This is a genomic window from Thiomonas sp. X19 (assembly GCF_900089495.1).
In the GTDB taxonomy this organism is placed as follows: Bacteria; Pseudomonadota; Gammaproteobacteria; order Burkholderiales; family Burkholderiaceae_C; genus Thiomonas_A.
This window is the reverse complement of the sequence record NZ_LT605203.1, coordinates 2,761,616-2,778,953: the sequence shown is the minus strand read 5'-3', so window position 1 is coordinate 2,778,953 and position 17,338 is coordinate 2,761,616. Positions and strand designations below refer to the sequence as shown.

The window sequence follows — 17,338 nt, the reverse complement described above, 5'->3', positions numbered from 1 at the left end:
GTCGATCCTGCGGGGTGGGGCTTGGTGCGGTTGGAGAGAAGCGCCACAGCGTCAATGCGGCAGATGTTGCAGCAGGTGCCGCACATAACTGCCCACGCCCATGGCGACGTCGGTGAAGACATGGTTGCAACCGGTGGCGCGCAGGTTTTGTAGGTCAGCCTCGGTATGGCATTGGTATTTGCCGACCAGGGCGGCGGGGAAGTCGATGTACTCCACCAGCTTGTCCCGCACCATCTGCTCCAGGCTCAGCGCTTGCAGTGCGTGCGCGGCACGCAGGCTGTTGATGACGGCGTAGGCCACGTCGTTGAAGGGCTGGGCGCGGCCGCTGCCGAGGTTGAACACACCGCTGTGCTGCGGGTGATCGAAGAACCAGAGGTTCACTGCGACGACGTCGTCGATGTAGACGAAGTCGCGCATTTGAGCGCCGGGGCCGTAGCCGCCGTAGCTGCCGAACAGCTTCACCTTGCCGTCGCTGCGGTATTGGTTGAAGTGGTGAAACGCCACCGAGGCCATGCGGCCCTTGTGCTGCTCGCCGGGACCGTAGACGTTGAAGTAGCGAAACCCGGCAACCTGGCTGCGCGCCGCAGGCAGGGCGCGGCGCACCACTTGGTCGAACAGCAGCTTGGAATAGCCGTAGACGTTGAGCGGGCGCTCGAACTGCGGCTGCTCGATGAAGCTGGTGGAGCCGCCATAAGTGGCGGCGCTGGAGGCGTAGAGCAGGCGCGTGCCGCTGGCCTGGCAGGCGTCGAGCAAGAGCTTGCTTGCGGCGTAATTGTTGTCCAGCATGTAGCGGCCGTTGCGCTCCATGGTGTCGGAGCAGGCGCCTTGGTGGAAGATGGCTTCGACCTTGCCGAAACGGCCTTGCGCGAAGTCGGCGTAGAAGGTGGTTTTGTCGAGATAGTCGCTGATCTGCACATCCACCAGATTGTGGAATTTATCGGCCTGGGTGAGGTTGTCGACGGCGATGATGTCGGTGATGCCGCGTGCATTCAGGCCGCGCACGATGTTGCTGCCGATGAAGCCGGCCGCGCCGGTGACGATGATGCGCTGGGTCATGGTGGGGCGTGCGCTCTTACGTGGGCTCTTGCGTGTGAATCCGAATCGGGGCGGCACATTCAGGGCTGCGGCCAGAGTTCGGCGGGCGTGGCGCTGGCGGTGCCTAGCTTGCCGACGACGATGCCGGCGGCGCGGTTGGCGGTGCGTACCGCCTCTTCCAGGCTGCTGCCGGCGCCGAGCATCACGGCCAGGGTGGCGATGACGGTGTCGCCCGCGCCCGAGACGTCGAACACCTCCTTGGCCGCGGCCTGCACGTGCAAGTGGCCGGCGTCGGTGAACAAGCTCATGCCGTCTTCCGCGCGGGTGACGAGCACGGCCTGCAACCCGAGCGCGGCGCGCAACTTGTCGGCATGCTGTTGCAGCTCGGCCTCGCCTTGCCAGTCGCCGGTGGCGAGCGCGAACTCGGCGCGGTTGGGGGTGACGAGCGTGGCGCCCTTGTAGCGCGAGTAGTCGCGCCCCTTGGGGTCGACCAGCACCGGCTTGCCGCGCAGCCGCGCCATTTCGAGCATGCGCGCCACATGGGTGAGCCCGCCCTTGCCGTAGTCGGACAGCAGCACCACGTCGTGCAGGTCGAGTTCCTGCTCGTAGCGGTCCATCAGGTCGAGCAGCACCTCGTGGTCGGGCTTGGACTCGAAGTCCATGCGGATGAGTTGCTGCTGACGCGAGACCACGCGCAGTTTCATCGTGGTCCTGAGCCCCACGACCTGGCGCATGGCGCTGCGGATGGGCGAGTCGGTGACGAGATGGGCCAGGCGCCGTCCGGCGTCGTCCGAGCCCACCACCGACAGCAGCGTGGTCTGGGCACCGAGGCTGGCGGCATTGAGCGCCACATTGGCGGCGCCGCCCATGCGGTCCTCCTCGCGCTGCACCAGCGCCACCGGCACCGGCGCTTCGGGCGAGATGCGCTCGACGGCGCTGAACCAGTAGCGGTCGAGCATGACGTCGCCCACGACGAGCACGCGGGCCTTGGCGAGTTGATCGGCGGTCATGGAGTGATGAGTTGGAGTTCTTCGGTGCGGCGCGGCGGATACGTTTCCCAGCCCTGGCAGGCCGGGCAATGCCAGGTGTAATTGCGCGCCTCGAAGCCGCAGGCGGCGCAACGGTAGCGCTGCCGGGTTTTGAGCGCGCCTTCCACGGCTTGCGCCAGCGCCAGCCGCGCCGGTTCGGGCGACAAGGCGGTGCTGGACTGGTCGAGCACGCGGCGCGCGGACAGCAGGCTCTTGTGGGTCTGCAAATACGAGAGCGCCAGGTGGTAACGCTCGCTGGCGTCGGCTTCGAGCAGAAGCACGGCATCGAGCACATCGATGGCGGGGTAGTCCTGCAACTGGGCCAGCAGCCAGGCGCGGCCGGCATCGGCTTGGCCGAGTTGCTGGAACAAACGCGCTGCATCCAGCGCGACGAGCGCGGTGAAATCGGGCTGCATTTGCGCAATGTGGCGCAAGTGCTCGAGTGCCTGCGGCGGGTTGTCTTGCTGCTGGGCGATGGCGGCGCGCAATTGCCAGGGCCGTACCGCCTGGGGCTGCGCCTGCACCGCCTGCTCCAGCGCCTCCTGCATGCCCTGGATGTCACCCGACTGCTGACGTTGCAGGCCGAGTTCGCACCAGTAATGCGCGATCTGCCGGCCATAGCTGCCGGCGCCCAGACGTTCGAGTTGGCCGGCGATGTCGATGGCGCGCGGCCATTCCTTGGTGCGTTCGTGAATTTGCAGCAAGGCCGCCAGCGCCTCGGACTTGTAGGGCGATGCCGCCAGCGTGGTGTAGACAGCTTCGGCACGGTCGAGCAGACCCGCCTTGAAAAAATCCTGCGCGAGCGCGATCTGGGCGCGCTGCCGTTCGGCAGCGGGAAGGTCGTTGCGCGACAGCAGATTCTGGTGCACGCGCACGGCACGTTCGTACTCGCCGCGCCGGCGGAACAGGTTGCCGAGCGCGAAGTGCAAATCCACCGTGTTCGGGTCGGCGGTGACGGCCTCGATGAAGGCGTCGATCGCTTTATCCTGCTGCTCGGTGAGCAGGAAATTCAGGCCACGGAAATAGGACAGGGGAGCGTCGCGCTTGAGCTCGCTCTCACGCTTCCATTGACGCAGATCCAGCCTGGAACCCAACCAGCCCAGCCCAAAGGTGATGGGCAGCGCGAGCAGCCACCACAGCTCAAACTCCATCGGGCGTGCTTCCGTCGATGGCGGTGGGCACAGACCGCACGGGCGCTTGCTCCTGGGGCTCCAGCGCTGGCATGTTGGGACCAGGATTTCGAGCGACCTGGGTGCGACGCGCACGCATCCAGCCCGGCAGCATGGCCAGGGCTCCGAGCACGGCGCCCAACGTGAACGCTGCCAGCAACAATACGAACAGCGGGGCGGTCCATTGCGTGCCGAACAGCAAATGGAGAACCGTGGGCTCCAGGTTGTTCAGCGCCAGGCCGAACAGCAGCAGGAACAGAATCAGACGGACGAACCAGTTGAGGGCGCGCATGGGTAAGAGTTCGAAAGACCGCGCGTGGAGTGCGCAGTAGCGCGCATTTTAGGCGGCGGGCGCGAAGGGAAATCCTGGGGAAGACGGCCGTGGTCGCGACGGCTTGGCGCGAGCGGCTTGTCGTGTCGAACTGATGGCCTGCCGCATGGGCCGATCGGCCCATGCGGGCGCGTGAAAGGCCAGCCGCTTTGTGGCTCAGGTGCTGGATTTGAGGTTGGAGGCTGGCGTCGAGGCAGCAGCCTCGGGCTGGTCGACCAGCAGGCGTAAGGACTTGCCCGGTTTGAAATGGGGCATGCGCTTTTCCGGCACGATGACTTGTTCGCCGGAACGCGGGTTGCGGCCGATGCGTGCGGGACGATGGCTGACGGAAAAACTGCCGAAGCCGCGAATCTCGACGCGGTGGCTGTTTTCCAGCGCGTCGGATAGCGCGTCGAGTATCGTCTTCACGGCCAACTCGGCATCGCGATGGGTCAGTTGAGCAAAGCGCTCGGCAAGCAAATCCACCAGATCGGAACGGGTCATGGCAAGGGTTGAAGTTGCAGCAGGTGGATTGGATGGACCCGTTTCGAATGGATTTTTGAATTCATCGCTTAACAGACCGCTTAAAAAAACGCCCGCCTGACTTGTGGCCGGCGGGCGCTCGTTCCAAAACAACTTACTCTTGTTGCTGATTGTCGAGCTTGGCGCGCAGCAGGGCCCCCAGATTGGTGGTGCCCGTGGCTTCGCGCTGCTCGCCGGCCAGGCGGTTCATGACCTCTTGCTGGTCCACGCTGTCCTTGGCCTTGACCGAGAGCTGGATGCTGCGGTTCTTGCGGTCGATGTTGATGACCATGGCCGAGACCTGGTCGCCTTCTTTCAGCAAGTTGCGGGCATCTTCGACGCGGTCGCGCGAGATTTCGGAGGCGCGCAGATAGCCTTCGATGTCGTCGCCGAGGTCGATGGTGGCGCCCTTCGCATCCACGGATTTGACGGTGCCTTCGACAACCTTGCCCTTGTCGTTCATGGCGGCAAAGTTCATGAACGGATCGCCTTCCATCTGCTTGATGCCAAGGGAAATGCGCTCACGCTCGATGTCGATGCCAAGAACCAGCGCCTCGACCTCCTGGCCCTTCTTGTAGTTGCGCACGGCGGCTTCGCCGGTCTCGTTCCAAGACAGGTCGGACATGTGCACGAGGCCGTCGATCCCGCCTGGCAGGCCGATGAACACGCCGAAGTCGGTGATGGACTTGACCGGACCCGTGACCTTGTCGCCACGCTTGTGGTTGGCGGCGAACTCGTCCCAGGGGTTGGCGCGGCACTGCTTCATGCCCAGGCTGATGCGGCGACGGTCTTCGTCGATTTCCAGCACTTGCACTTCCACTTCGTCGCCGAGCTGGACAATCTTGCTGGGGGCCACGTTCTTGTTGGTCCAGTCCATCTCAGAAACGTGCACCAGACCTTCGATGCCGGGCTCGATCTCGACGAACGCGCCGTAGTCGGTGAGATTGGTGATCTTGCCGAACAGACGGGTGCTGGCCGGGTAACGGCGCGCCACGCCAACCCAGGGGTCGTCGCCCATTTGCTTGAGGCCGAGCGAGACGCGGTTCTTTTCCACGTCGTACTTGAGCACCTTGGCGGTGACTTCCTGGCCGGGTGTGACCACTTCGCTGGGGTGGCGCACACGACGCCAGGCCAGGTCGGTGATGTGCAGCAGGCCGTCGATGCCGCCGAGGTCGACGAAAGCGCCGTAGTCGGTGATGTTCTTGACCACGCCGGTGACGATCTGGCCTTCCTTGAGGTTCTCCAGCAGCTTGGCGCGTTCTTCGCCCTGGCTGGCTTCGACCACGGCACGACGCGACAGCACGACGTTGTTGCGCTTGCGGTCGAGCTTGATGACCTTGAACTCCATGGTCTTGTTTTCGTACGGCGTGGTGTCCTTCACCGGGCGGGTGTCGAGCAGGGAGCCGGGCAGGAAGGCGCGAATGCCGTTGATCATCACGGTCAGGCCGCCCTTGACCTTGCCGGTCACGGTGCCTTGAGCGAACTCGCCCGATTCGAGCGCCTTTTCCAAGGACATCCAGGAGGCCAGGCGCTTGGCCTTGTCGCGCGACAGCATGGTGTCGCCATAGCCGTTTTCGAGCGCATCGATGGCGACCGAAACGAAATCGCCGACCTTGACTTCAATTTCGCCATGGTCGTTCTTGAATTCTTCGAGGGGGATGTAGGCATCCGACTTCAGGCCGGCGTTGACGATCACGAAGTTGGGATCGACACCGACCACTTCTGCGGTGATGACCTCACCGGTGCGCATATCGCGCGTCTTGAGCGACTCTTCGAACAGAGCGGCGAAAGATTCGCCAGACGTGCTGGCGCTAGGGTTGACTGACATGGACAGACTCGCAAATCCGCAGGTGGCCCCGCGGGGTTGGTTGCACAACCTGAGTACGGCTGCTGCGCGAACTCAGGAACGTTGACGCCACCACTGCAGCACCTGATGCACGGTCTGATCGACGTCGAGCTCGGAGGTGTTGAGGGGCAGCGCATCCTGCGCGGGCTTGAGGGCCGCAACACTGCGCTGGGTATCGCGCGCATCGCGTTGTTCGAGCTCGTGCAAAACGTTGAATATTGTAGTTGAAATCCCTTTAGAAATCAATTGCTTATACCGCCGCTGCGCGCGCGCATGAGCGTCGGCGGTGAGAAACACCTTGAGCTGCGCTCCCGGGAACACCACGGTGCCCATGTCGCGCCCGTCCGCCACCAGGCCCGGCGCCCGGCGCAGGCTGTGCTGCAGCTCGAGCAAGGCGCGCCGCACGGCGGGCAGAGCCGAGAGCGTGGAGGCCGCCTGACCAACGGCTTCGGTGCGTATGGCCTCGCTGGCGTTTTCCGGCCCCAGCCACACGGCGCTGCCTTCGCAGCGGATGGGCAGGTGCCGGGCCAGCTCGGCCAGCGCCGCTTCGTCGTCCAGCGCAATGCCCTGGCGCTGCGCCAGCAGGGCGGTGGCGCGGTACAGCGCGCCCGAGTCGAGGTAGTGAAAGCCCAGGGCTTGCGCCAGATGCGAAGCCACCGTGCCTTTGCCGGATGCGGTGGGGCCGTCGATGGTGATGACGGGAACGGGGCGCGCCATCGCGGCGAAGGTCAGGAAATAGCCGGGGAAAGTCTTGGAGACGCAGCCGGGTTCGAGGATGCGGATGTCAGCCGGCCCGAAGCTGGCCAGCGAGAAGCACATGGCCATGCGGTGGTCGTCGTAAGTGGCAATGCTGGCGTTGCGCCAGTGCGCATCGGCCAAGGGTTCGATGCGCAGCCAATCATCGCCGGACTGGACATGGGCGCCGATCTTGGCGAGTTCGGTGGCCATGGCGGCGATGCGATCGGTTTCTTTCACCCGCCAGCTGCCGATGCCGGTCAGCAGGGTGGGAGACGCGGCAAACAGGGCGGTGAGGGCCAGGGTCATGGCGGCGTCGGGTATCGCCAGGCAGTCGATTTCCCCTCCCGCCAGTTGGCTGCGCCCGGTTTGCAGGCCACGCGTGGCGATGTAGCCATCGCCCCATTCGACGTTCGCCCCCAGGCGTTCGAGCACATGGGCAAATTCCACGTCGCCCTGAATGCTGCGGGCGTCCACGCCCTCCACCCGCACGGCTTCGCCCTGGCCGTGCAGGCTGCCGAGCACGCCGGCGGCCAGGAAATACGATGCGGAGGAGGCGTCGCCCTCCACCGCGATGCGCCCGGGACTGACGTAGCGGCTGCCGGCAGCGATGATGAAACGCTGCCAGTTCTGGTGCTCGATCTGCACGCCGAAGCGCGCCAGCAGCTTCAGCGTGATGTCCACATAAGGGCGTGAAATCAGCGTGCCGACGACTTCGATGGTGATGTCGCGCGCGCCAGCCACCAGCGGCAGCGCCAGCAGCAGGGCCGTGAGGAACTGGCTGGAGACATCGCCGCGGACGCGGATGGGGGCGGCGATATCGACCAGTCCCATGCCGATGCGCAGCGGCGGGTAGCCGGGCTGGGCGCCGTATTCAACGTCGCAGCCTATGGCGCGCAAGGCGTCGACCAGATCGCCGATCGGGCGCTCGTGCATGCGAGGCACGCCACGCAGGGTGTAGCCGCCGCCAAGCAGCGCGAGCGCCGCGGTGAGCGGGCGGATGGCGGTTCCGGCGTTGCCCATGAACAAATCGGCCTTGCCCACAGGAAAGCGGCCGCCGCAACCGTGCACCAGGGTGACGGCGTCGCTCTGCTCCACCTTCACGCCCAGCGCGTGCAGCGCGGCGAGCATCACGCGGGTGTCGTCGGAATCGAGCAGACCGGTGATGTCAGTCGTGCCGCTGGCCAGCGCGGCCAGCAGAAGCACGCGGTTGGAAATGCTTTTGGAGCCGGGCAGGCGAACCGTGCCGCCGGCGCCGATCAGCGGGGGCAGGTCGAGAAATTCAGGCGATGTCATCGGCGGGAGACGGCGAGGCCCAGTCCTTGCGCGACTGGCTGGCTTGGCGAATGAGGGACTCCAGCACGCTCCAGTTGCCCTGGCGCATCTGCGCCTCGAAGCCGGCGATGGCCTGCTTGAACAACTGCAATTGCTGCAGGGTCTCGGCGCTGTTGGCGCTGAACACATCGCGCCACAGGGTGGGGTCGCTGGCGGCGATGCGGGTGAAGTCGCGAAAGCCAGGGCCGGCGAGCTGCAAATAGCTGCCGCCCTTGGGCTGGCGCGCCATGGCGTAGACGTAGGCGAAGGCCACCAGGTGGGGTAGATGGCTCACGGCCGCGAAAGCGGCATCGTGCTCGGATGGGTCCATGATGGACACGACGCCGCCGACCGCCTCCCAGATTTGCAAAGCGACCTCGACGAAACGGTCGGGGTTGTTGGCCATCGGCGTGATGACGACGCGGCGGCCATCGAACAGCGCCGAGCGTGCGTACTGCACCCCGCTGTGCTCGCCCCCGGCAATGGGGTGGCAAGGGACGAACTGGCGGCTGGCCACTTCGCCCAGAGCCTCCTGCGCGGCGGCGGCCACATCGCCCTTGGTGCTGCCGACATCCATCACCAGGGCGTGGGGCGACAGGCCGATGCGAATCTGCTTGAGCAGGGGGCCGATGGCCGAGACCGGCACGGCCAGCAGGATCAGGTCGGCGCCGGTGGCGGCATGCAGCGCCGAGTCGGCGCCGTGGTCGATGACCTTGGCCGCTTTCGCCGCCTTGATGGTGGAGGGCGACTTGCTGTAGCCCACGATTTCCTGCGCCAGGCCTGCATGCTTGGCCGCCAAGGCGAACGAGCCACCCAGCAGGCCCACGCCCAGAATGGCCAGACGTTTGAACTGCGGTTTCGCGGGAGTGTCGGCGTAGGTACCGATCAAGGTGTCCATGGATTCAGTGCGCCCCAAGGGCGCTGCGCAGCGCCCCGATGCAGCGCGTATTTTCGGTCTCCAGCCCCACCGAAATGCGCAGCCATGGGCCCAGGCCGTAATTCCCCACCGGTCTGGCGATCACGCCCTGCTTGAGCAGGGCTGCGTTGATGCGGGCGCCGGCTTGGTCGTCTTCCCCCATGCGCACCAGCACGAAGTTGCCGTGCGAAGGCAAGTGGCGCAAGCCGAGTTCGTCAAAAGCTGCCGTCAGTTGGGCCATGCCGGTGCGGTTGACCTCCACGGCGCGTTGCAGGAAGTCGGCATCGGCGAGGGCAGCAAGCGCGGCGGCCTGCGCCACCGTGCTGGTATTGAAAGCCGAGCGCACGCGGTTGAGCACGTCGGCCAATGCCGGGTGCGCCGCGGCGTAGCCAATGCGCAAACCCGCGAGGCCATAAGCCTTGGAAAAGGTGCGGGACACGACCAGATTGGGATGCTTGCGCAGCAGCGCGATGCTGTCGGTGCGCAGTGCCGGGTCGAGGTATTCGACATAGGCCTCGTCCAGCACCACGACCACGTCCGGCGGCACGCGCTGCAGGAAGGCGGCGATCGCCTCGGCCGACGCCAGGGTGCCGGTGGGGTTGTTGGGGTTGGCCACGAACACCAGCCGGGTGGACGGCTCGATGGCGGCTGCCATGGCCGGCAGGTCGTGGCCGTAATCGCGGGCCGGCACGACGATGTGCCGCGCTCCGGCCTGCTGCACCGCCAGCGGATAGACGATGAAGCCGTACTGCGAATAGACGCAGGAATCACCCTCGCTCAGCAAGGCGCGTGCGGCCATTTCCAGAATGTCGCTGGAGCCGTGGCCCAGCACGATCCAGTCGGCCGGCACGCCCAGGTGCGCGGCCAGCGCCTGGCGCAGGGCATAGCTGTCGTTGTCGGGGTAGCGGGGCGATTCGGCCAGCGCATCGACGATGGCCTGGCGCGCAGCGGGCGACATGCCCAGCGGGTTTTCGTTCGAGGCGAGCTTGACGATGCGGGTCTCGTCCATGCCGATTTCGCGGGCAACTTCCGCAATCGGCCGGCCGCCCACGTAGGGCGAGATGGTGCGGACGTAATCGGTGCCCCATTGCGGAGCGCTGGACGATGTGGGCATGGTGATGGGCGATTCAGGTGGTTGCGGCTGGCATTTCTGCAAAAGGCGCTTGCAGTCATTCCCGCCCGATGGGGTAGGAGCCGAGGTTTTTGAAGAAGGCGCAGGATTGACGCAGGGCCTCGAGCGCTCGCGCGACGCGGGCGTCGTCCTGGTGGCCTTCGATGTCGACGTAGAAAAAATATTCCCAGGAGCCGGAGCGGGCCGGGCGCGATTCGAAGCGGCTCATGCTCACACCATGATCGGCCAGCGGCTTGAGCATGCCGAACACGGCGCCGGCACGGTTCGGCACGGCGAGGATCAGGCTGGTGCGGTCATGTCCGCTGGGCTGGGTGGGCTGGCCACCGAGCACGACGAAACGGGTGCGGTTCTGCGCCTCGTCCTGAATGCGCGGGGCGGCAACCTGCAGCGCGTATTGGCTCGCAGCCTGCTCACCGGCAATCGCGGCCAGGCTCGCGTCATGCGCGGCCAGGCGCGCTCCTTCGGCGTTGCTCGACACAGCGCGGCGCTCGACGCCGGGTAGGTTCTTGTCCAGCCATTGCCGACACTGCGCCAGGGCCTGAGGATGTGCCAGCACGGCGGTGACGCCGTCAAGCCCGTCGTGCCGGCGCAGCAAGTTGTGGTGGATGGTGAGGCTGATTTCGCCGCAAATCTGCACGGGATGCGCCAGCAGCAAATCCAGCGTGCGGGCGACTGCGCCTTCGGTGGAGTTTTCGATGGCCACCACCGCAAAGGCACTGCTGCCGCTGAGCTGGCTGCGGAAGACCTCATCCAGATCGGTACAGGCAGCGAAGTTGCAGCTGGAGCCGAAAAACTGGCGCGCTGCCTGTTCGCTGTACGTTCCCTCCGGGCCGAGAAAAGCCACCTGCTGACGTACCTCCAGGGCGCGGCAGGCCGACATGATTTCGCGCCAGATCGCCGTCACACCGTCGCTCAGCAGCGGGCCGGCGTTGGCTTGCAGCACCTTGGCGATGACTTCGCGCTCACGCTCGGGCCGAAACACCGGCTGACCGGCGCGGTGCTTGTGCTGCCCGATGTCCTGGGCGTGGCGGGCACGCTGGTTCAGCAGCTCGAGCAATTGGCGGTCAATCGCGTCGATCCGGTCGCGCAGGGGTGTGAGGTCGGTATCCATCGGGAGGATGTCAGTGGCTGCGCTCGAACTCGTGCATGTAATCGACCAAAGCCTGGACGCCGGCCAAGGGCATGGCGTTGTAGATGCTGGCACGCATGCCGCCCACGGACTTGTGGCCTTTGAGCTGGAGCAGTTGGCGTTGCTGCGTCCCTTGCAGGAAGGCGTCGTTCAGGCTCTCGTCGCGCAGGAAGAACGGCACGTTCATGCGCGAGCGGCATTCGCGCGCGACGCGGCTGGTAAACAGCTCCGAGGCGTCGATGCAGGCATAGAGCAAATCGGCCTTCTTGCGGTTGCGCTCGGCGATGGCGGCGATGCCCCGCAGTGCGTCTTCGGTCTGGCGCTTGACCCACTGGAACACCAGCCCCGCCACATAGATGGCATAGGTTGGTGGGGTGTTGTACATGGAACCGTTCTTCGCGACCACGCCGTAGTCGAAGGCACTGGGACAGGAGGGCAGGGCGTGGCCCAGCATGTCACGGTGGACGACGACCAGGGTGAGGCCGGCCGGGCCGATGTTTTTTTGCGCCCCGGCATAGATGCAGGCATGGGCCGCGACGTCGATGGGGCGCGACAGGATGGTGGACGACATATCGGCCACCAGTGGCAGGCTGAACTGGGTGGGGGCGACGTGGAACTCCACGCCATCGATGGTTTCGTTGGCGCAGTAGTGCAGATACTGCGCGTCATGCCGCGGATTCCACATGTCCAGCGGCGGAATCAAACCGTAGCCCGTGGTGTCGTGGGTGCTTGCTGCCAGATGCACGTCGCAGAATTTGCGCGCTTCCAACTGGCTTTTCTGCGACCACGAACCCGTGACGACGTAATCCGCCTTGGCCCCGCGCGACAGATTCAGCGGCACGATGGCGTTTTCGGCCAGCGCGCCGCCCTGCATGAACAGCACGTGGTAGTCGGCAGGGATGGCCAGCAGTTCCCGCAGGTCGGCCTCGGCCTGGGCCAGGATGCTGCCGAATTGCGGGCCACGATGGCTCATTTCCATCACGCTCATGCCGCTGCCATGCCAGTCCAGCATCTCGGCGGCAGCCTGTTGCAAGACCTCGTTCGGCATCGCAGCCGGCCCGGCGGAAAAGTTGTAGGGGCGTTGCAGCATGGTGGATGGCAGCCGCTCAGGCATCGTCGCTGGAGTCTTGCGGCGGTTCGACGCCTGGCTCGGAACCCGGCTCGGCCTCGATCACCTGGGCATCCGATTCCGCCACGCGCTGTACGCCGATGAGTTGCGCCTTGTCGTCCAGAGCGATGAGCGTGACGCCCTGCGTGGCCCGGCCGAGTTCGCGGATCTCGGCCACGCGCGTGCGGACCAGCACGCCCGTGTCGGTGATGAGCATGATCTCGTCCTCCGCGCGCACCAGGCAAGCAGCCACGACCTTGCCGTTGCGCTCGCTGGTCTGGATGGCGATCATGCCCTTGGTGCCGCGGCCATGGCGGGTGTATTCGACGATGGAAGTGCGCTTGCCGAAACCGTTTTCGGTGGCCGTCAGCACGCTCTGGCTCTCGTCTTCGGCCACCAGCATGGCGATGACCTTCTGCCCGTCCTCCAGATTCATGCCGCGCACGCCGCGCGCCTCGCGGCCCATCGGGCGCACGTCGTTTTCGTCGAAGCGAACGGCCTTGCCGGAGTCGGAAAACAGCATCACGTCGTGCTGACCGTCGGTGATGGCCACACCCACGAGGTAGTCGTCATCGTCGAGCCCGCAGGCGATGATGCCGGCGGTGCGGCGATTGGCGAAGGCCGACAACGGCGTCTTTTTCACCGTGCCGCGCGCCGTGGCCATGAAGACGAAATGGTCCTCGTCGAACGCCTTCACCGGCAGCACGGCCGTGATTTTTTCGCCTTCCGCCAGCGGGAACAGATTCACCAGCGGCCTGCCGCGCGAGCCACGCCCACCCTGCGGCGCTTCATACACCTTCATCCAGTACACCCGGCCGCGATTCGAGAAGCACAACAGCATGGCGTGGGTGTTGGCGACGAAAAGCTGATCGATCCAGTCGTTTTCCTTGGTTCCGGTGGCCAGTTTTCCCCGGCCGCCGCGACGCTGGGCACGGTACTCATCCATGGGCTGGCTCTTGATATAGCCGACGTGCGAGATCGTCACCACCATGTCTTGCGGGGTGATCAGGTCTTCGATGTCCAGCTCGGTCGCATTCGGCTCGATGGTCGAGCGGCGCGCATCGTTGAATTCGGCCTTGAGCGCGGCCAATTCGTCGGCAATGATGACGGTGATGCGCTCGGGCTTGGCCAGGATGTCGAGCAGATCGGCCACCTGCGCCATGACATCCTTGTATTCCTGCATGATCTTGTCCTGCTCCAGGCCAGTCAGCCGCTGCAGGCGCATTTGCAAGATTTCCTGGGCCTGCACCTCGGACAAGTGGTAGCCATCGGTCTTCAGGCCATAACGCGGGTCCAGGTCGTCCGGCTGGAAATCAGCGGGGTTGCCCTCGACCCGCGCCAGCATGGCACGCGCCTCACCCGGCGCCCACACCTCGGCCAACAGGCCTTCCTTGGCGATGGGTGGCGTCGGCGCGGCCTTGATCAGCTCGATCATGCGGTCGAGGTTGGCCAGGGCAACGGCCAGTCCTTCCAGCACATGGCCGCGTTCACGCGCCTTGCGCAGCTCGAAAACGCTGCGGCGGGTGATGACCTCGCGCCGGTGCTGCAGGAAGGCGGCCAGCATCTGCTTGAGGTTCAGCAGGCGCGGCTGCCCGTCCACCAGGCAGACCATATTGACGCCGAAGGTGTCCTGCAACTGCGTCTGCTTGTAGAGCTTGTTGAGCACCACCTCGGCCAGTTCACCGCGCTTGAGTTCGATCACCACGCGCATGCCCGACTTGTCGGACTCGTCCTGGATGTGGCTGATGCCCTCGAGTTTTTTCTCCTGCACCAGTTCGGCAATGCGTTCCAGCAGGGTGCGTTTGTTCACCTGGTAGGGAAGCTCATCGACGATGATGGCCTGGCGCTGGCTGCGGTCGATGTCCTCGAAGTGGCAACGTGCGCGCATCACCACCCGGCCGCGCCCGGTGCGGTAGGCGTCGCGCACGCCGGTCAGGCCATAAATGATGCCGGCAGTCGGGAAGTCCGGTGCCGGGATGTGCTGCATCAGTTCTTCGACATCCGCTTGCGGATGGCGCAGCAGATGCAGGCAGCCGTCGACCAACTCACCCAGGTTATGCGGTGGAATATTGGTGGCCATGCCCACAGCAATGCCGGCCGAACCATTGAGCAGGAGGTTGGGAATACGCGCCGGCAATACCAGCGGTTCCTGCTCGGAACCGTCGTAATTCGGGCCGAAATTCACTGTTTCCTTATCGAGGTCGGCCAGCATTTCATGGGCAATCTTGGCCAGACGGATTTCGGTGTAGCGCATCGCAGCGGCGTTGTCGCCGTCCACCGAGCCGAAATTGCCCTGGCCATCCACCAGCATGTAACGCAAGGAGAAATCCTGCGCCATGCGCACGATGGTGTCATAGACCGACTGGTCGCCGTGCGGGTGGTATTTGCCGATCACATCGCCCACGATGCGGGCCGATTTTTTATACGGCCGGTTCCAGGAGTTGCTGAGCTCGTGCATGGCAAACAACACCCGGCGGTGCACCGGTTTCAAGCCGTCGCGCACATCCGGGAGGGCGCGCCCGACAATCACGCTCATCGCGTAATCCAGGTAGGAACGGCGCATTTCTTCTTCCAGACTGACTGGAAGGGTTTCTTTGGCGTAGGCGGACATTCGGGACCCAGTGCGGGGCACTGCTGCGGGTTTGCATGAGCAGTGCTATTTCAAATCAAGCTTTCAATGGTAGCAGCGCGGTTTAGGGCTGAATCGGCAATGACGCACTCTCGAATCTTGCTGCCTGCGGTTAGGGCATCCGATCGGTGATGTCCATCAATGTCATCGAACTCACAGAGGCGATGTGGCAGAATTGACACGGCTGATGACTGATCCCGGCGCAGGTCTGTAACTCGCAGGCTTGACGCTCTATGATGTCTGTATAAGATTGATTGCGGTCCTTACTTTTGAGAGGAAAGAACGATGATTAAAGCCAACGAATTCGCAAAACTCCTGGTCGTGACGGCGCTAGCCGCCACAGCAAGCACGGTTGCCTTCGCTCAAGACGCGAAAACCATCGACAACTGGAAGGACCCGTTCGGTCTGGTCTGGAAAAATGGGGACAACACTCTGTGCTGGCGCGACAACTTCTGGACTCCGGCAACTGCCGCCGAGGGCTGCGATGGTGCCATCGTCGCCAAGGCCGTGGAACCTGCTCCGGCTCCAGCCCCGGCACCTGCCCCGGCTTCAGCCCCGGCACCTGCCCCCGTGCCTGCTCCTGTGCCCGTGAGCGAGAAGGTCACCTATTCGGCTGACGCATTCTTCCAGTTCAACAAGGCTGTTCTGCAGCCAGCCGGCAAACAATCGCTGGACGATCTGGCTGACAAGATCAAGGCTGTCAATCTGGAAACCGTCATCTCCACCGGCTACACCGACAGCTTCGGCAGCGTTGCCTACAACCAGAAGCTCTCGCTGCGTCGTGCTGAAGCGGTCAAGGCTTATCTGGTGAGCAAGGGCATTCCTGCTGACAAGATCTACATCGAAGGCAAGGGCAAGACCGATTTCCGTGTCGACCCCAAGAGCTGCAAGGGCACCTTCAAGAAACAGATCGAGTGCCAGGCACCCAACCGCCGCGCTGTGGTCGAGATTGTTGGCTCACGCACTGTGACCAAGTAATCAAGATCCGTCTCGGTTCGAAAAGCCCCGCTTCGGCGGGGCTTTTTTTTGCGCCGGGCGCATAGCATGGAAAGCTGTCGACAATCTTCCAGCACATCCAGAAGGAATCGAACATGAATGCTGAAGCTGCGGAGTTGAAAAAATTCGGAGATGCGGCGCATCGCTGGTGGGATTTGAGTGGCGAGTTCAAGCCGCTGCATGACATCAACCCGGTGCGGTTGGATTGGATCCTGAGCCATGCCAGCTTGGCCGGTCGGCGCGTGCTGGATATCGGCTGTGGCGGCGGCATACTCAGCGAGTCGATGGCCGCCGTCGGCGCGCAGGTCACCGGTATCGATCTGGCGGAGAAAGCGCTCAAGGTGGCGGGGCTTCATGCACTGGAGTCCGGCCTGTCCGTGGACTACCGGCTGATCTCCGCCGAGCAGTTCGCTTCCGAGCAAAAAGGGCAATTCGATGTCGTGTGCTGCATGGAAATGCTGGAGCACGTCCCGAATCCGGCCTCGGTCGTGCAAGCCGCTGCAATGCTGGTGCGCCCTGGTGGTTGGGTCTTTTTCTCCACCATCAATCGCAACGTCAAGGCGTTCGCCATGGCCATTCTGGGCGCTGAATATCTTTTGCGCCTACTGCCCAAAGGCACCCATTCCTATGCCAAATTCATCAGGCCCAGCGAGCTTGCAAGCTGGGCACGGAACTCGGGCCTGGAGCCCGTTGAATTCAAAGGCCTGGAATTCGGCTTGCTGGACCGGACATTTCGTCTCGGCACGAATGTCGACGTGAATTATTTTTTTGCGTGCCGGCGCGCAGCATGACGCCGCCTTTCCAAGCTATCTTGTTCGACCTGGACGGAACGCTGGCCGATACGGCGCCAGATTTGGCTGCTGCACTCAACCGCATGCGCCTGGAGCGAGGCATGGAGGCGTTGCCATTGGCGTTGTTGCGGCCCATGGCTTCGCATGGGGCGCGGGGCCTGATCCAGGTCGGTTTCGAGTTGGGGCCGGACCACGCCGGGTATCTACCGCTACGCGATGAGTTTCTGCGCAATTACGCGCAAGACATCTGCGTCCACACGCGCCTGTTTCCCGGCGTTGAGCGGGTCCTGCGGCAACTGGCGGATCAGGCGATTCCATGGGGCATTGTCACGAACAAGGTGGCCATGCTGACGCATCAGCTGCTGGCTTGTATGCCGCTGCCATTCCCGCCTGGCTGTGTCGTGAGCGGGGACACCACAGCCAAACCCAAACCTGCACCCGATCCGCTTTTGCATGCGTCTGCCGTGCTCGGTGTGCCTGCGCAACAGTGCCTTTATGTTGGCGATGATTTGCGCGACATGCAGGCCGCGCATGCGGCTGGCATGGGAGCTGTGGCGGCTGCTTATGGCTATTGCGGCCACCAGGAGCCGCGCCATTGGGGCGCGCAATTCATTCTGGACGAGCCAACGCAGCTGCTCCAACTCGGTTTGATCTAAGGCGACGCTGAACAAGTCCCTC

At 64.3% G+C, this 17,338-nt stretch carries 15 protein-coding genes; 3 read left to right on the top strand and 12 right to left on the bottom strand.

Going from position 1 to position 17,338, the window contains the following annotated elements; genetic code table 11:
- Positions 1 to 51: 51 nt before the first annotated feature.
- From rfaD to gyrA, 12 genes are all read right to left on the bottom strand, one after another.
- Positions 52 to 1,056, bottom strand: a complete 1,005-nt coding sequence (gene rfaD / locus THIX_RS13310; protein ID WP_112486585.1) for an ADP-glyceromanno-heptose 6-epimerase — start codon at positions 1,054 to 1,056, stop codon at positions 52 to 54.
- Between the two features lie 59 nt (positions 1,057 to 1,115).
- Complete coding sequence (rfaE1, locus tag THIX_RS13305) at positions 1,116 to 2,045, bottom strand: D-glycero-beta-D-manno-heptose-7-phosphate kinase (protein WP_112486584.1); 930 nt, start codon at positions 2,043 to 2,045, stop codon at positions 1,116 to 1,118.
- Positions 2,042 to 3,214, bottom strand: coding sequence for a lipopolysaccharide assembly protein LapB (lapB, locus tag THIX_RS13300; protein WP_112486583.1), 1,173 nt, complete (start codon positions 3,212 to 3,214; stop codon positions 2,042 to 2,044). Before lapB ends, rfaE1 begins: the two co-directional genes overlap by 4 nt.
- On the bottom strand, positions 3,204 to 3,524 hold the full coding sequence (locus THIX_RS13295) for a lipopolysaccharide assembly protein LapA domain-containing protein (protein ID WP_112486582.1): 321 nt from the start codon (positions 3,522 to 3,524) through the stop codon (positions 3,204 to 3,206). The genes lapB and THIX_RS13295 overlap by 11 nt, the downstream gene beginning before the upstream one ends.
- Positions 3,525 to 3,719: 195 nt before the next feature.
- Positions 3,720 to 4,046 (bottom strand): integration host factor subunit beta, encoded by a 327-nt coding sequence (locus THIX_RS13290; RefSeq protein WP_112486581.1) that lies wholly within the window; start codon positions 4,044 to 4,046, stop codon positions 3,720 to 3,722.
- 133 nt (positions 4,047 to 4,179) lie between these two features.
- Positions 4,180 to 5,892: a 30S ribosomal protein S1 gene (gene rpsA / locus THIX_RS13285; protein ID WP_112486580.1), complete on the bottom strand. Its 1,713-nt coding sequence runs from the start codon at positions 5,890 to 5,892 to the stop codon at positions 4,180 to 4,182.
- Between the two features lie 72 nt (positions 5,893 to 5,964).
- A complete protein-coding gene (locus THIX_RS13280) occupies positions 5,965 to 7,941 on the bottom strand; it encodes a bifunctional 3-phosphoshikimate 1-carboxyvinyltransferase/cytidylate kinase (protein ID WP_112486579.1) in 1,977 nt (658 codons plus the stop codon).
- Entirely contained in the window at positions 7,928 to 8,857 is a 930-nt protein-coding gene (locus tag THIX_RS13275) for a prephenate dehydrogenase/arogenate dehydrogenase family protein (protein WP_112486578.1), read from the bottom strand. Before THIX_RS13275 ends, THIX_RS13280 begins: the two co-directional genes overlap by 14 nt.
- 4 nt (positions 8,858 to 8,861) lie before the next feature.
- Positions 8,862 to 9,989: a histidinol-phosphate transaminase gene (gene hisC, locus THIX_RS13270; RefSeq protein ID WP_112488365.1), complete on the bottom strand. Its 1,128-nt coding sequence runs from the start codon at positions 9,987 to 9,989 to the stop codon at positions 8,862 to 8,864.
- A gap of 55 nt (positions 9,990 to 10,044) precedes the next feature.
- The gene (gene pheA / locus THIX_RS13265) at positions 10,045 to 11,118 is read right to left on the bottom strand and encodes a prephenate dehydratase (RefSeq protein ID WP_112486577.1); all 1,074 of its coding nucleotides are present in this window, start codon (positions 11,116 to 11,118) and stop codon (positions 10,045 to 10,047) included.
- 10 nt (positions 11,119 to 11,128) lie between these two features.
- Positions 11,129 to 12,223 carry a 3-phosphoserine/phosphohydroxythreonine transaminase gene (gene serC / locus THIX_RS13260; RefSeq protein ID WP_112488364.1) on the bottom strand — a complete coding sequence of 365 codons (1,095 nt, stop codon included), beginning with the start codon at positions 12,221 to 12,223 and terminating at the stop codon, positions 11,129 to 11,131.
- A gap of 19 nt (positions 12,224 to 12,242) precedes the next feature.
- Positions 12,243 to 14,855, bottom strand: coding sequence for a DNA gyrase subunit A (gene gyrA, locus THIX_RS13255; protein ID WP_112486576.1), 2,613 nt, complete (start codon positions 14,853 to 14,855; stop codon positions 12,243 to 12,245).
- Between the two features lie 303 nt (positions 14,856 to 15,158).
- Between gyrA and ompA the strand changes: the two genes are divergently transcribed.
- The 3 genes from ompA to THIX_RS13240 all read left to right on the top strand — a co-directional run bounded on the left by ompA (position 15,159) and on the right by THIX_RS13240 (position 17,316).
- A complete protein-coding gene (gene ompA / locus THIX_RS13250; protein ID WP_112486575.1) occupies positions 15,159 to 15,851 on the top strand; it encodes an outer membrane protein OmpA in 693 nt (230 codons plus the stop codon).
- A gap of 113 nt (positions 15,852 to 15,964) precedes the next feature.
- Complete coding sequence (gene ubiG / locus THIX_RS13245) at positions 15,965 to 16,660, top strand: bifunctional 2-polyprenyl-6-hydroxyphenol methylase/3-demethylubiquinol 3-O-methyltransferase UbiG (RefSeq protein WP_112486574.1); 696 nt, start codon at positions 15,965 to 15,967, stop codon at positions 16,658 to 16,660.
- Positions 16,657 to 17,316 carry an HAD hydrolase-like protein gene (locus THIX_RS13240; RefSeq protein ID WP_112488363.1) on the top strand — a complete coding sequence of 220 codons (660 nt, stop codon included), beginning with the start codon at positions 16,657 to 16,659 and terminating at the stop codon, positions 17,314 to 17,316. The genes ubiG and THIX_RS13240 overlap by 4 nt, the downstream gene beginning before the upstream one ends.
- Positions 17,317 to 17,338 lie beyond the last annotated feature (22 nt).